This is a genomic window from Mycobacteriales bacterium (genome assembly GCA_035504215.1).
Lineage (GTDB): Bacteria > Actinomycetota > Actinomycetes > JAFAQI01 > JAFAQI01 > DATAUK01.
The window spans coordinates 20671-34298 of the sequence record DATJSI010000024.1; the positions used below are offsets into that span (position 1 = coordinate 20671).

14 protein-coding genes are annotated in these 13628 nt (G+C 69.4%); 7 read left to right on the plus strand and 7 right to left on the minus strand.

The window, feature by feature from the left end; translation table 11 throughout:
- Window positions 1-22: 22 nt before the first annotated feature.
- Together VME70_02130 and VME70_02135 are read right to left on the minus strand one after the other, a co-directional pair.
- Window positions 23-667 carry a hypothetical protein gene (locus VME70_02130; protein ID HTW18991.1) on the minus strand — a complete coding sequence of 215 codons (645 nt, stop codon included), beginning with the start codon at window positions 665-667 and terminating at the stop codon, window positions 23-25.
- Window positions 668-675: 8 nt separating this feature from the next.
- Entirely contained in the window at window positions 676-1440 is a 765-nt protein-coding gene (locus tag VME70_02135) for an alpha/beta fold hydrolase (GenBank protein ID HTW18992.1), read from the minus strand.
- 90 nt (window positions 1441-1530) lie between these two features.
- Here VME70_02135 and VME70_02140 point away from each other — a divergent pair, with 90 nt between their 5' ends.
- A complete protein-coding gene (locus tag VME70_02140) occupies window positions 1531-2274 on the plus strand; it encodes a lysophospholipid acyltransferase family protein (GenBank protein ID HTW18993.1) in 744 nt (247 codons plus the stop codon).
- Window positions 2275-2578: 304 nt separating this feature from the next.
- On the opposite strand, the gene glpK is transcribed toward VME70_02140, so the two are convergent.
- On the minus strand, window positions 2579-4036 hold the full coding sequence (gene glpK, locus VME70_02145; GenBank protein ID HTW18994.1) for a glycerol kinase GlpK: 1458 nt from the start codon (window positions 4034-4036) through the stop codon (window positions 2579-2581).
- Entirely contained in the window at window positions 4033-4890 is an 858-nt protein-coding gene (locus VME70_02150) for a DUF1028 domain-containing protein (protein HTW18995.1), read from the minus strand. The genes glpK and VME70_02150 overlap by 4 nt, the downstream gene beginning before the upstream one ends.
- Window positions 4891-4935: 45 nt before the next feature.
- On the opposite strand from VME70_02150, the gene VME70_02155 reads away from it, so the two are divergent.
- Together VME70_02155 and VME70_02160 are read left to right on the plus strand one after the other, a co-directional pair.
- Complete coding sequence (locus tag VME70_02155; GenBank protein ID HTW18996.1) at window positions 4936-5961, plus strand: 6-phosphofructokinase; 1026 nt, start codon at window positions 4936-4938, stop codon at window positions 5959-5961.
- Window positions 5962-6003: 42 nt separating this feature from the next.
- On the plus strand, window positions 6004-7311 hold the full coding sequence (locus VME70_02160; protein HTW18997.1) for a 3-deoxy-7-phosphoheptulonate synthase class II: 1308 nt from the start codon (window positions 6004-6006) through the stop codon (window positions 7309-7311).
- A 21-nt stretch (window positions 7312-7332) separates the two neighbouring features.
- Here the strand turns inward: VME70_02160 and VME70_02165 are convergent, their stop codons facing one another.
- Complete coding sequence (locus VME70_02165) at window positions 7333-8211, minus strand: hypothetical protein (protein ID HTW18998.1); 879 nt, start codon at window positions 8209-8211, stop codon at window positions 7333-7335.
- Between the two features lie 48 nt (window positions 8212-8259).
- Between VME70_02165 and VME70_02170 the strand changes: the two genes are divergently transcribed.
- Window positions 8260-9300, plus strand: coding sequence for a GntG family PLP-dependent aldolase (locus VME70_02170; GenBank protein HTW18999.1), 1041 nt, complete (start codon window positions 8260-8262; stop codon window positions 9298-9300).
- Between the two features lie 12 nt (window positions 9301-9312).
- Here VME70_02170 and aroF read toward each other — a convergent pair whose 3' ends face one another.
- The gene (gene aroF, locus VME70_02175; GenBank protein HTW19000.1) at window positions 9313-10326 is read right to left on the minus strand and encodes a 3-deoxy-7-phosphoheptulonate synthase; all 1014 of its coding nucleotides are present in this window, start codon (window positions 10324-10326) and stop codon (window positions 9313-9315) included.
- Window positions 10327-10493: 167 nt separating this feature from the next.
- Window positions 10494-11378, minus strand: a complete 885-nt coding sequence (locus VME70_02180; protein ID HTW19001.1) for a DMT family transporter — start codon at window positions 11376-11378, stop codon at window positions 10494-10496.
- Window positions 11379-11591: 213 nt separating this feature from the next.
- Here VME70_02180 and VME70_02185 point away from each other — a divergent pair, with 213 nt between their 5' ends.
- The 3 genes from VME70_02185 to VME70_02195 form a co-directional block, all read left to right on the plus strand.
- Entirely contained in the window at window positions 11592-12605 is a 1014-nt protein-coding gene (locus VME70_02185; protein ID HTW19002.1) for a hypothetical protein, read from the plus strand.
- Between the two features lie 44 nt (window positions 12606-12649).
- Entirely contained in the window at window positions 12650-13036 is a 387-nt protein-coding gene (locus tag VME70_02190; protein HTW19003.1) for a hypothetical protein, read from the plus strand.
- Window positions 13037-13390: 354 nt separating this feature from the next.
- Window positions 13391-13628, plus strand: a 238-nt coding sequence (locus tag VME70_02195) for a hypothetical protein (GenBank protein HTW19004.1), incomplete at its 3' end; no start/stop codon positions are given.

Sequence of the window (13628 nt, forward strand, 5' to 3'; positions counted from 1 at the left end):
GCCGAGCTGTGGCGCAGGGGCGCTAGACCACCGCTCCGTCGTCCCAGCCGGAGTCCGTGGGCGGACCTTCCTTCACGTGGTATATCAACGAGCCGCCGCCGCCGAGGATCGCGAGGATCGCGAGCCAGACCAGGCCGCCGCCATCGAGCCCGGTGATGAGGATGACCAGGCCGGCGATGATCGCGGCGAGCGAGCCGATGGTGACGGCACGCAGTCGCGGAAGGGGCGGTGGCGGCGGCGGGACGAAGTGCTCGTCGACCTCCGGGTCGGGCGCCGGCGGCGACGGCAGGTCGGACGGCTCGTCGCCGGCCTGCAGGACGCCGACCAGGTGCCGCCACTCGTGCTCGAAGTCGATCTCGTGGTCACTCGGCGGCGGCGGGACGGCGGGGGAGCGGGCGGGCGCACTCGCCAGTAGCTCCGAGGCGCGGTCGGTCTGGCTCGAGTCCACGTAGAGCCGGTCGGTTAGCTGGGAGGGGATCTGGACCTCGAGGTAGCCGCCGCTGACCCCCGGAGTGGGGGCGACGTAGGCCGCGATGCCCTCGGCGCGAAGGGTCTCGAGCAGGTCGTCGGCGACCCGCGGGTCGACGTCTCCGACCGCGACGTACCCGGCGCAGCGCAGGCCGTTGTCGCGTGATCCTGGCCGCGGGCCTTGACCGTGCTCGACCATCGCCGCGCCTAGCCTTCGGCTCCGCCGGCGTGCGCCTCCATGAACGCGAGCGACTCCTTGATGATGAGCGGCAGGTCGTTGTCGAGCGTCGCGACGTGGTAGCTGTCGTCCAGCCAGAGCTGGCGCTTGTCGATCGAGCCCGATCCCGCCATGAGCCGGACCGAGTTCTCCGGTTCGACGACGTGATCCTCGCGGCTGGTCATCACCAGCAGCGGCTGCGTGACGCGGTCGAGGTCCGCGTTGGTGAGCGCCCACAGCTTGGCCAGCTGGAACGCGCCCTTGACCGGCAGCCGGTCGTACGCCGGTTCGACCGCACCGGGGGCCTTGATGTCGCTCCCGATCGGCGGCAGCGAGGGCAGCACGTGCCGCAGGACCGGCAGCAGCTTCGCGTCCTTGCGGGTCGTGAACAGCGACGGGTTGACCACGACGATGCCGGCGATCTGGGCGCCGCGTTGCTCGGCCAGCCGCAGCGTGAGCGTGCCACCCATCGACAGGCCCATGACGAAGGTCCGGTCGCAGCGGGCCCGGGTCTCATCGAACGCGCGTTCAAGCTCGGCGTACCAGTCCTGCCAGCTGACCTGGTTGGCGTCCTGCCAGCGTGTCCCGTGCCCTGGCAGCAAGGGGAGCCGGACGGTGCGGCCCGCTGCCGCGAGCGCCTCGGCCCACGGGCGCAGGCTCCCGGGCATTCCGGTGAAGCCGTGGCACAGGACCGCGCCGACCCGGTCGCCGTCGGCCGCGAATGGCGCCGCGTCGCTGGGCGCGAACTCTGTCACCCTTTGATGGTGCCACGCGCTCGGCGGAACCGAGGCGGGACGAGGCTCGCTAGGATCGACTGATCGGCGGTGGCAGGGAGGAGGCGGGCGGTGTTCTATTGGTTCCTCAAGCACATCGCGATCGGCCCGGTCCTCAAGTCGATCTTCCGCCCCTGGGTCGAAGGCCTCGAGAACGTCCCCGCTCGCGGCGGCGCGATTCTCGCCAGCAACCACCTCTCGTTCTCGGACTCGTTCTTCCTGCCGCTCGAGATCGATCGCCGCGTGACCTTCCTGGCGAAGGGTGACTACTTCACCGGTCGCGGGCTCAAGGGCCGGCTCACGGCCGCGTTCTTCCGGGGCATCAACCAGGTCCCGGTCGACCGCTCCGGCGGCCGGGCCAGCGAGGCCGCCCTCGACGCCGGCGTGCGGATCCTCAAGCGGGGCGAGCTGCTCGGCATCTACCCGGAGGGCACCCGCTCGCCGGACGGCCGGCTCTACCGCGGGAAGACCGGCATCGCACGGATGGCGCTCGAGGCGGGCGTCCCCGTCATCCCTGTTGCAATGATCAACACCTTCGACATCCAGCCGCCCGGCCAGGTGATTCCGCGCGTGATGCGGGTCGGCATCCGGATCGGCAAGCCGCTGGACTTCTCCCGCTACGCCGGCATGGAGAACGACCGGTTCGTGCTCCGCTCGATCACCGACGAGATCATGTACGAGCTGATGCTGCTCTCCGGCCAGGAGTACGTCGACCAGTACGCGACCAAGGCGAAGGAAGACATCGCCGACGCCCGCGCCGCCGCGCTCGAGTCCCTGGTCGCCGACTCGCCGTACGCCGAACGCAAGGCGAGCTAACCCGCCGCGCCTCCGCGCCGCCACCGCGCCGACGTTTCGCCCGCCGCTGCCGCCGCCGTTTCAGCACACAACGCCTGTCGACGCGTGCCGATTCGTGCGCTGCTTCGCGTTGTCGTCCCTTTGTGAGGGAGCGTTGTGTGCTGAAACGTCGAGCTCAGCCATTGGTGGTTGGGGTTTTCGTTTCAGCACACAACGCCTGTCGACGCGTGCCTCTTCGTGTGCACCTGGGCGACTTCGCGGCCTGAGGAGGGAGCGTTGTGTGCTGAAACGGTCGCCAATCGGCGGCGCGGTCGGCGGTCGGCGGCTAGCGCGTGAGGCGGGCGATCGCGTCCTGCCATCGCTGATAGCCGGCGTCGTCGCGTTCGGCCGGTTCGAAGCGGCGGTCGAGCTGCCAGGTGTCGCGGAGGTCGTCGGTGGACGACCACACGCCGGTGGCGAGCCCGGCGAGGAATGCCGCACCGAGCGCGGTCGTCTCGGCGACGACCGGTCGGCGTACCGGCACCTGGAGCTCGTCGGCCTGCAGCCGGCAGAGCAGGTCGTTGGCTGCGGCGCCGCCGTCGACCGATAGCGTCGGTACGGCGATACCCGCGTCGCGGGTCATGACCTCGACGACGTCCCGGACTTCGTAGGCGATGGCTTCGAGAGTCGCCCGGGCGAGATGCGCGCTCGTCGTGCCGCGTGTGATGCCGAGGATCATCCCGCGCGCTTCGGGGCGCCAGTGCGGCGCACCGAGCCCGGTCAACGCGGGCACGAAGACGACGCCGCCGGAGTCCTCGACCGATGCTGCGAGCGCTTCCGACTCGGCGGCGCTCGCAATGATGCCGAGACCGTCGCGCAGCCACTGGACTGCCGCGCCGGTGACGAAGATCGCGCCTTCGAGGGCGTAGACCAGGCCGTCGCCGATGTCCCACGCGACCGTCGTGAGCAGGCCCGCGTCCGAGCGGACGACACGCTCGCCGGTGTTGACGAGGACGAAGGAGCCCGTGCCGTACGTGCACTTGCTGTCCCCGTCGGAGAAACAGGCCTGGCCGAACAGTGCCGCCTGCTGGTCGCCGGCGATGCCGGCGATCGGGAGATCGAGGCCGAGAAACGCCGCCGGGTCGGTGCGGCCGAACTCGCCCGAGGACCGGCGTATGTCGGGGAGTGCCGAGCGCGGCACCGTGAACAGCTCGCACAGCTCGTCGCTCCAGTCGCCCGCGACGATGTCGAACAGCAGCGTTCGGCTCGCGTTGCTCGGGTCGGTCGCGTGGACTGCACCGGCCGTGAGGCGGGCCACTAGGTAGGAGTCGACGGTGCCGATCACCACCCGGCCGTCGGTGACGCCCGACCACGCCGCCCGGTCGTTCTCGGCCAGCCAGGTCAGCTTCGTGCCGGTGAAGTAAGGGTCGAGCCGCAGGCCGGTCAGCTCCCGCACCCGACCCTCGCTGCCGGCATCGCGGAGCCGGTCGCAGATCGCCGAGGTACGCCGGTCCTGCCAGACGATCGCCCGCCGGGGGGCCGCGAGGGTTTCCCGGTCCCAGAGCACTGCCGTCTCGCGCTGGTTGGTGATCCCGACTGCCGTCGGTGGCGGACCGGACTCGAGAGCGTCCCTGCACGCCGAGAGCGTCGCCTGCCAGATGTCCTCCGGGTCGTGTTCCACCCAGCCCGGCTGCGGGAAATGCTGCGGGAACTCCTGGTAGCCACGTGCCGCTACCGCGCCGTCCTCGTTGACGAGCAAGGCCGTCACGCCGGTCGTCCCGGCATCGATCGCGAGAACGGTCATTGCGCGGCTGCGGCGGCCTTGTCGCGCAGGATCTGCAGGACCACGGGGTCGATCTTCGGCTCCTGCAGCACGCGGTTCTCGAGGTTCTCGATCCCGGCCCAGTCCCACAACGCCAGCCCCACCGAGTCCACGTCCGCTCCGGTCGGCGGGTGGCCGACCGCGGTCAGCAGTCCGGCGACCTCTGCGGCGATCTCGTCGGTCACGTCGAGGTACTCCGACCGGTCGGCCTTGCTGAACAGCACCTCGTGCAGATCCAGCAGCCGAGCCAGCTCGGACACCGGGTGAGCTGCGTCGTCCACCCGCAGGTCGACCTGGATGTCGGAGGTCGCGGCGTACCCGCCGTCCACCGACGCAACGAGCAGCGCGGCGCTCTGCCGGCCACGCCGATCGCCGCCTGCCTCATCGCCTGCGGTCAGCGCCGCGAGGAGCCGCTCTGCGAGCGGAGCGCGATCGTCGCTCGCCAGCCAGGCCTGCTCCATCGCCTCGACGACCTCGGGCCCGGTGAGGATGTTGCCCTGGATCGCGTAGCCGTCGCCGGTGATGCCGCCGGCCCAGGGATGGCAACCACTGCCGGTGTACGACGCAGCCCGGCCCTGGGCGTCGACGATCCCGGCCTGACGCTGTTCGCGTTCGTCGTCGGCCGCGGTGAGCGCGTCGAGAGTCTCCTTCGCACCGAGCCCGCCAGCGAGGTGAGCGAGCCCCTGCGGCCGGTAGGCGAGGTTGGCGTAGGACTGTGTTGCGATCGCGCCGACTCCCGCCCGGGCGGCGGGTACGGCGGAGCCGACCGCGAGGAACTTGGACGCGACAGCAACGCCCCAGGCCGTTCCGTCGGTCGCGACGATGGAGAAGGTCATGCCGCAGCGTAGGGCGTCGGCTACCGCGCGCCCTAGGCTGCCCTTGTGCGAATCGGAGTGCTGACCGGTGGCGGTGACTGCCCCGGTCTCAACGCGGTGATCCGGGCGGCGGTGCGCAAGGGCAGCGAGATCTACGGCCACAGCTTCGTCGGCTTCCGGGACGGCTGGAAAGGCCCGCTCGAGGGCCTCACGATGCCGCTCGACGTGTCGACCACGCGCGGCATCCTGCCTCGCGGCGGCACGATCCTCGGCTCGTCGCGGACGAACCCGCTCAAGGTCGACGGCGGCGTCGAGCAGATCCGCGCCAACCTCGTCGCCCTCGAAGTCGACGCCATGATCGCGATCGGCGGCGAGGACACCCTCGGCGTCGCGACCGCGATCGCGGGTGAAGGGCTGCGGGTGGTCGGCGTACCGAAGACGATCGACAACGACCTCGGCGCCACCGACTACACCTTCGGCTTCGACACCGCGGTCCAGATCGCAGTCGACGCGATCGACCGGCTGCACACGACGGCCGAGTCGCACCACCGGGTGCTCATCGTCGAGGTCATGGGCCGGCACGCCGGTTGGATCGCGTTGCACTCGGGTCTGGCCGGTGGTGCGAACGTCATCCTCATCCCGGAGCGCCCGTTCGACATCGCGCAGGTCTGCGCCTACATCGAGCACCGGTTTGCATCGCACTACTCGCCGATCGTCGTGGTCGCCGAAGGCGCGACGCCGGCGGAGGGCACGATGGCACTGCTCGACCAGGGGGTCGACGCGTTCGGTCACGTCCGGCTCGGCGGCATCGGCGCGCTGCTCGCCAGCGAGATCGAGCAGCGGACCGGCAAGGAAGCACGGGCAACCGTCCTCGGACACGTGCAGCGCGGCGGCACGCCGACGGCGTACGACCGCGTCCTCGCCACGCGCTTCGGCCTGCACGCGATCGACGCCGTGCACGAAGGCGAGTCAGGGGTGATGGTGGCACTGCGCGGGACCGAGATCGTCCGTGTCCCGCTCGCCGAGGCGACCCGTGAGCTGAAGACGGTGTCGCCGGACCGCTACGCCGAGGTCGAGGTCTTCTTCGGCTGACCGGCGCCTCGGCCGGCACCCTGCGCCACCTAGTCTTGTTCGGTGCCCGCCGCCGCCCAGCAGCCGGATTGGCCCGACCTCGCCGAGGTCGCCGCCGTCCGTGACGAGCTGGCGAGCGTGCCCGGCCTGGTCGAGCCGGCGGCCTGTGACGCGCTGCGCGGCCGGCTCGCTGCCGCCGCTCGTGGCGAGGCGTTCGTCCTGCAGGGCGGTGACTGCGCGGAGACCTTCGCCGGAGTGACCGACGGTCAGGTGCGCGACAAGCTGCGCACGATCCTGCAGATGGCGGTCGTGCTGACCTACGGCGCGGGGCTGCCGATCGTCAAGATTGGCCGGATCGGGGGGCAGTTCGCGAAGCCGCGCAGTGCCGACATCGAAGCGCTCACCGGGTTGCCGTCGTACCGCGGTGACGCGGTCAACGACCTCGCGGCGACTCCGGACGCGCGGGTCCCTGATCCGCGCCGGATGGTGCGCGCCTACCAGGCCAGCGCCGCGACCCTCGAGCTGCTCGCCCGGCACACTACGGGTGGCCTCGCCGACCTTCGGCTCGTGCACGACTGGAACAAGGACTTCGTCCGGCGCTCGCCGGCCGGCGAGCGTTACGAGCAGCTCGCGCAGGACATCGACCGGGCGCTGGCTTTCATGCGCGCGTGTGGTGTCGACCTCGACCACGAGGCCTCGATGCACGGCGTGGAGTTCTTCTCGAGCCACGAGGCGCTGCTGCTCGACTACGAACAACCGCTCACGAGGCACGACGGGGACCGCGACGCTGCCTACGACCGGTCGGGGCACATGCTCTGGATCGGTGAGCGCACGCGCGCGGTTGACGGCGCCCACGTGGAGTTCGCCGCCGGCATCGCGAACCCGATCGGGGTCAAGCTGGGTCCGACGGCGACCGTCGAGGAGGCCGTCGCGATCGCGGCCCGGATCGACCCCGACCGCGTCCCGGGCCGGGTCAGCTTCATCACGCGGATGGGCGCGGCCCGGGTGAGGGACGCGCTGCCGACTCTCGTGCGGGGCGTGGAGGCAGCCGGCCTCACCGTGACATGGATCTGCGACCCGATGCACGGCAACACGATCACCTCGACGACCGGCTACAAGACCCGTCGCTTCGATGACGTCATCGAGGAGGTACGCGGCTTCTTCGATGTGCACCACGCGCTCGGAACCACGCCGGGTGGCATTCATGTCGAGCTCACCGGGGACGACGTCACCGAATGTCTCGGTGGCGCCGACGACATCGACCATGCCGACCTCGGGGGACGGTACGAAACCGCCTGCGACCCTCGGCTCAACACCGGGCAGGCGATCGAGCTCGCGTTCCTGGTCGCCGGGATGTTGCACGGCGGCTGAGCCAGGGCGAGGTCGGCGGCGTCAGTGGCTGAGGACGCCGATGGCGATGCCGAGCGTGATCGCCAGCACCAGCACCACGACGGCGATGACCGGCGAGACGGCCGGCCCTGGATCGTGGTCGTCGTCGACCGCCTGCAGGACCGCCTCGTGGCTCGGCAGGAGCGCCTCCGCGCGGATCGCGATCCGGACGATCATCGACTCCCGCGCGTCGTCGTCCATCGCGCTGATCGGCAGGCCGGCGGCAAGTCGCCGCCCACGCGCGAGTGCTTCGACCACCGCCTCACAGGCCGCGCAGGTCATCGTGTGGCGGCGCAGCGGCGCGGCGCGGGGAGATTCGAGTGTGCCTTCTGCGAGCCGGCTCAGTGAGACCAGGTCGACCGTCGTCCGCCCCTCGTGTGCCGAGAGATCCGGGGCGTCCTTCCAGTCGTACGCCGCGACCAGATGCAGCCGGCCGCTTGCGGTCAGCTCCGCGGCCGGGCCGAAGCCGCGCCGCAGCGCGACGCCGACCGCCTGCGGCGGCAGGTCGTAGCAGTCACGGAGAACCACGGCCGAGCGCTCGGCTTCCACGAGGCTGGCCAGCGCCACCCGCACGTCGGCCTCACCGGGTGTCCCGGCGAGCAGGCTGACCGGGTCCTCGACGGCTGCCAGACTGCCCGGCCCGCCGCCGGCGCTGCTGTGCTCGATCGCCCGCGCGAACCACCAGCCGGCCAGGTCGATCACGGTTTCCGGGACGGTCACGACCGCGTCGAGGAGGGCGGTGGCCTGGTTCTCCGCGAACTCGATCGCCTCGATGGCCGGCGCTCCGCTTCGGCGAAGCAGGTCGTTGACGCGGTCGGCGTACACCCGGATCGCGCTGACGAAGTCGTCAGCCGACACGAGGGCGACGACGTCGCGGGGCACGCGGATAGGTTAGGTCGACTCGGATCCTGAAGCCCGGAGGCAACGCCAGTGCCCGCGATCGTCGATCTGCGCAGCGACACCGTGACGCGCCCGACCGAGGCCATGCGCAAGGCGATGGCCGAGGCGGAGGTGGGTGACGACGTCTACGCCGAGGATCCCACGATCAACGCGCTCGAGGAGGAGGTCGCCGGCCTGTTCGGGCACGCTGCCGCCGTCTTCGTCCCGACCGGGACGATGGGCAACCAGATCGCGCTGCGGATGCTGTGCACTCACGGCGAGGAGCTGCTGTGTGACGCCGACGCGCATGTCGTGAGCTACGAAGGCGGGGGTCTCGCCGCCCAGGGTGGGATCCAGACCCGGACGATGGTCGTCCCGCGCGGGCTGCTGAGCCCCGAGGTGGTGAAACCACAGATCCGCGTCGCCGGCTTCCACGCCGTCCCGACCGTCGCGCTCGAGGTCGAGCAGACGCACAACCGTGGCGGGGGAGCGGTCTATCCGCTCTCGCTCCTTCGGGAGCTGCGCGGCCTGGTCGACCAGTACGGACTGGCGTTTCACTGCGACGGCGCGCGGGTCTGGAACGCGCACGTGGCGAGCGGCGTCTCGCTCTCCGAGTACGGCGTGCTGTTCGACACGATGTCGGTGTGCTTGAGCAAAGGGCTCGGCGCACCGGTCGGGTCCGTCGTACTCATGAAGGACGCCGACCGTGTGGAGGAGGCGCGCGAGCTGCGGCACCGGCTCGGCGGTGCGATGCGGCAGGCCGGGATCATCGCCGCCGGCGGGCGCTACGCCCTTGCCCATCACATCGAGCGGTTGGCTGAGGACCACGAGCGGGCGAAGCGGCTCGCGGTCGCGATCGCGGACGTCGCGCCGGACGCCGTCGATCCGGGCACGGTCGAGACCAACATGGTGATGCTCGACGTCACGGGATCCGGCATCGATGCGGTGACGCTCGACGCGGTGTGTCGCGAGGAGGGCGTGCTGATCTCCACCATGGCGCCGCACTGGGTGCGCCTCGTCACGCACCTCGATGTCGACGACGCAGCTATCGACCGCGCGATCGCGGTGATTCGCAGCGCGCTTGCGAGCTAGGGCGATGCCCCGCTAAGGCGCCACTACCGGTCGCTTGCCGACGAGTGGCGGCAGATCCCGAACAGCGGCGGCGAGCGCTTGCAGGTCGACGTCGACCAGGGCCTGTGGGCCGTCACAAAGAGCAGTGCCCGGCTCGGGATGCAGATCGACCATGACCGCATCCGCCCCGGCCGCGATCGACGCCCGGGCGAGCGGCACGACCAGCTCGCGGCGGCCGCCCGCGTGTGACGGATCGGCGATGACCGGCAGGTGCGACAGCGACTGGACGAGCGGGATCGCGCTGATGTCGAGGGTGTTCCGGTAGGCGGTCTCGAAGGTACGGATGCCGCGCTCGCACAAGACGATGTCGAGGTTGCCGCGCTGAGCGATGTACTCGGCGGCCATCAGCCACTCCTCGATCGTCGCGTTCATGCCGCGCTTGAGCATGACCGGCTTGCCTGCGTGGCCGGCGGCTTGCAGCAGCGCGAAGTTCTGCATGTTGCGCGTGCCGATCTGCAGCATGTCGGCGTACTCGGCGACCAGGTCGACGTCGCGCGCATCGACGACCTCGGTGACGATCGGGAGTCCGGTCTCTGCCTTGGCCTCGGCGAGAATCTTGAGGCCGGCCTCGCCGAGACCTTGGAAGGCGTACGGCGACGTTCGCGGCTTGAAGGCGCCGCCGCGGAGGAGCGCTGCGCCGCCGGACTTTGCCATCCTGGCTGCGCTCACCGTCTGCTCCGACGTCTCGACCGCGCACGGGCCGGCGATCAATGTGAAGGTGTCCGGACCGATCGGCACGCCGGCCACCGACACTGTCGATCGGTCGGGATGGTTCTCGCGGCTCACCAGCTTGTAGGGCGCGGAGATCCGGACCACGTTGCTGACGCCGGGTAACGCGTCGAGGTTGAGCGTCTCGAACTGCTCGACGTCGCCGACCAGGCCGACGATCGTGCGGTGCACGCCGCGGCTCACGAACGCCGAGCCACCTGCGGCCTGCACCGTGCGGACCACAGCGTCCAGCTCGTCGGCCGTCGCCTCCGATGACATGACCACCACCATCGCTCTGTCTCTTTCTCGGGATCAGGAGCACGAAAAAAGCCCCGGGCGGTTTGCCCGGGGCTCGTCAGTGCGGAGCGCGCAGCTACTCCACCTGACCGAGCGGAAGCCCGGGCTCGGCGTAATAGCTAAAGAACCAGCGTGCCACGTGAGGAATGCTACTCGACCGCAGCCGGCTGCGCATCACCCGTCCGGTGGGGGTCCAGCTCGACCATGTACATCGCGATCAGGACCAGCGCGGCGCCGACGATGATCCGCGGGCCGAGCCGGTCGCCACCGAACGCCACACCGAAGATGCCCGCAAAGACCGGCTCCATCGTCAGCACGACCGCCGTACGGGTCGGAGTGAGATGGGTCTGCGCCCAGGTCTGCAGGAAGTAGGCGAGCGCGGTCGCTGCAACCGCGGTCATCAGCACCGCGCCCCAGACCGCCGCGTCGGGCGGCGGTGCGAGTGAGCTCGGTGCGGCGATGACGATCGACAGCACGGCGACAGTGGCCAGCTGGATGATCGCGAGCCCGCCGGAGTCGTGCGACGACGACCACTCGCCGAGCCCGACGATGTGCAGTCCGAAGGCCAGCGCGCAGAGCAGGGTGAGCGCCTCGCCACCCTGGATCGAGAAGCCGTTCAGCGAGATCAGTCCGAGCCCGACCGTGGCGAGGGCAACCGCGAGCCACGTCATCCGGTCGAGCCGCCGGTGCAGGAGGACCGCCGCGCACAGCGGGGTGAAGACGACGAACAGCCCGGTGATGAAGCCCGATATGGATGCGCGGGTGTGCTGCAGCCCGATCGTCTGCGCGATGTAGCCGGCGCCGAGGGCGAGACCGAGCATGAACGCTGCGCGGCGGCCGCGCCCGTCGAGCGAGCGGACCGCCCGCGGGCGCGCGGCGAACATCACGAGCGTCGCGATCGCGAACCGCCAGGCCAGGAAGTCCATCACCGGCATGCGTTCGACCGCGTGCTTGACCACGACGAACGTCGACCCCCAGATCGCCGTGACCACGAGCAGCCCAAGGGTCGCCAGCCGAGCGCGAGTCCGCGGCACGGGCCCTCCCGATCTGTACGACAACCACCCGGACGCTAGCCAATGAGGGAGATCCGAACCCTCGTACCTCGCACGCAGCTACCTGTATACGATTAGTTAAGAGATCCTGCCGCACACCGGTGAGGGCACGTGCACGATCACAGATAATGCAAAGGGCGCACGCCAATGGGGCCTTTACCAGCCGGGTTAGCCGTGGTGACAAGGGTACGTATCGTGTTCGTTGCTGTGATCACCGCGGCCTTAGCGCTGACCGGAATGAGCGTTGGTGTTGCGGGGTACGCTGCGTCGCACGCACATATCAAGCGATCTAGCCATTCCCAAAGAAGCGCGGTCACACCCAAACCTCACCCCCGGTTGTACGTCGAGGCAGGTGACGCGAAATACGTGGTGTATTCGGCGGTTGATACGAATAGGGCTAATAGTCTGGTCTTGTACTATCTCACTCGACACGGAAAGCCCCACCGGGTTACGACAGTGTCGGCGAATGCCTATGCATTCAGCCTGGCTGGATCCATACTCGTGTACGAAGACAGCAACCCGAGTAATCCCAACGCAAACGCTACCTTCCGGTGGCGAGATCTGCTGACGGGGGCGCATGGGTCGACGCATGGCGGATTCACTGCAACCCCATCGGGATGGATAAACACGACGAACGCACAGGGCAGAACACTCGAGAGCGTCACCGTTAGCGGCAAGGTCACGATACTCGGCGCACCATTTCCCCGTGGCGCACAATATAACACCATCTACGCCAACGGCGAGGTGGTTGCCTATAATCCGACTGACGGAAGCGGTAACGGCGCCGCGAAGTGGGTGAGTCTGGCTCACCCTGGGGTGTTCCATACTCTCATTAGCGAAGGAAAGGCCCACAGCACTGCGGTCTGCCCAAATGCGACTGGCAATAGGATCGTGTGCGCGGTCTATCGCGGCCTCAAGCCGAGCCTGCGGCTCTACAGTCTTCACGGGAAGTTGATTGTCAAGACGACGCACTGCGCCAAAGGGGTTCCGGCGGTCTTGAACAACCTCATCGCTTGGGTCCCGAGCGCGGATCATTGTCCGGTCGGGCTCAGATTCGTCAACGCTGAGGGTGCTGTTAAGACGGCGCCTAAGCCGCTCGTCTCCGGCGACGTGATTTCAGCCCTGGGCGGCGTGGTCGCTCCTGCGTCAGGCGATCAACGCCTGATTTTCTATTCAAGCGAGACAAAGAGGCGGACGCTCGTCTCGTAGGAGTGCGATCTGGGCAAACGGTCACTCGTGCCTACACTCAGCGCGTGCGGAGGGTCGTGGTCGGAGTGGCCGTGGCTGTCGCGGCGTGGCTGGCGCTCGTGTCGTTTCCCACCTACCTGTTCCTCAGCCGGCCACCGGCTGCGGATGCGGCGGGGTACACCTGCAACCGATCGGTTCTCGCGACCGCGCTGCACCCAAGCCCGGACCCGGTTCGCAGTCGAAGCAACCCTGACGGCCTGTTTGACGCTACGGCGGCGTGCAACCGTGATGCCCACAACGATCTTCGAAAGGCACTGCTGATCGACGATGTGCCGTTGCTCGTGCTGCTGTGCGGCGGCGCGGTGGCGGCCATCGTTGTCGTACGGCAGCAGCGTCCACGGGTGCGGCTTCCCGCCTGGCCGAATCACCAAGGTGGGGGAGCAGAGGCTTGATCGGCGGTGCATCGCGAGCTTCCCGGCGCAGCGTTCAGATCGGGTCTTCGGTGTGATGATCACGGGTCGAACGGCTCTACCCAGCCGCGCTGCGCGTTCGTAGCCTGGGCAGCGCGAGTCCGGGGGCGCCTGGCTGGACCCCGGGGCTCGTCCGGGCGGTCCCTCGGCTGCTCTCCTCGAAACCGGACCGCCGGGTTGTGGTCCGAGCTTGCCCTTCCAGCTGTCGGGGCGGCTCGGACCGCCGCCGTTTCAGCCGTATCCCGCGCTCCTGCGGGGGCCGCACCCCCCGACATGACAGGCTGGCGTCACAAGTCGCGGCGGATCGGCGGAGCGGGGCTGACTCGGATGATCGAGATGCACACCGAAGAGCCCTTCGATGACGACGACGGTTCGTACCCGGCGTACCCGGGACTGGCTGGTCGCCTGTGGCAGCTGGTCTGGTCTCCGGCCGCGCTCGGGATCGCCTCTCTTGCTCTCGGGCTCGCGGCGTTGACGATCTCGCAGGCGTCGGAAGAGATCGGTGAGGTCTCGTTCTTCGGCTCCGGCGCCAACAGCTCGTCCGAGCTGAGTCAGATCAGGGTCGCAGCAGGTG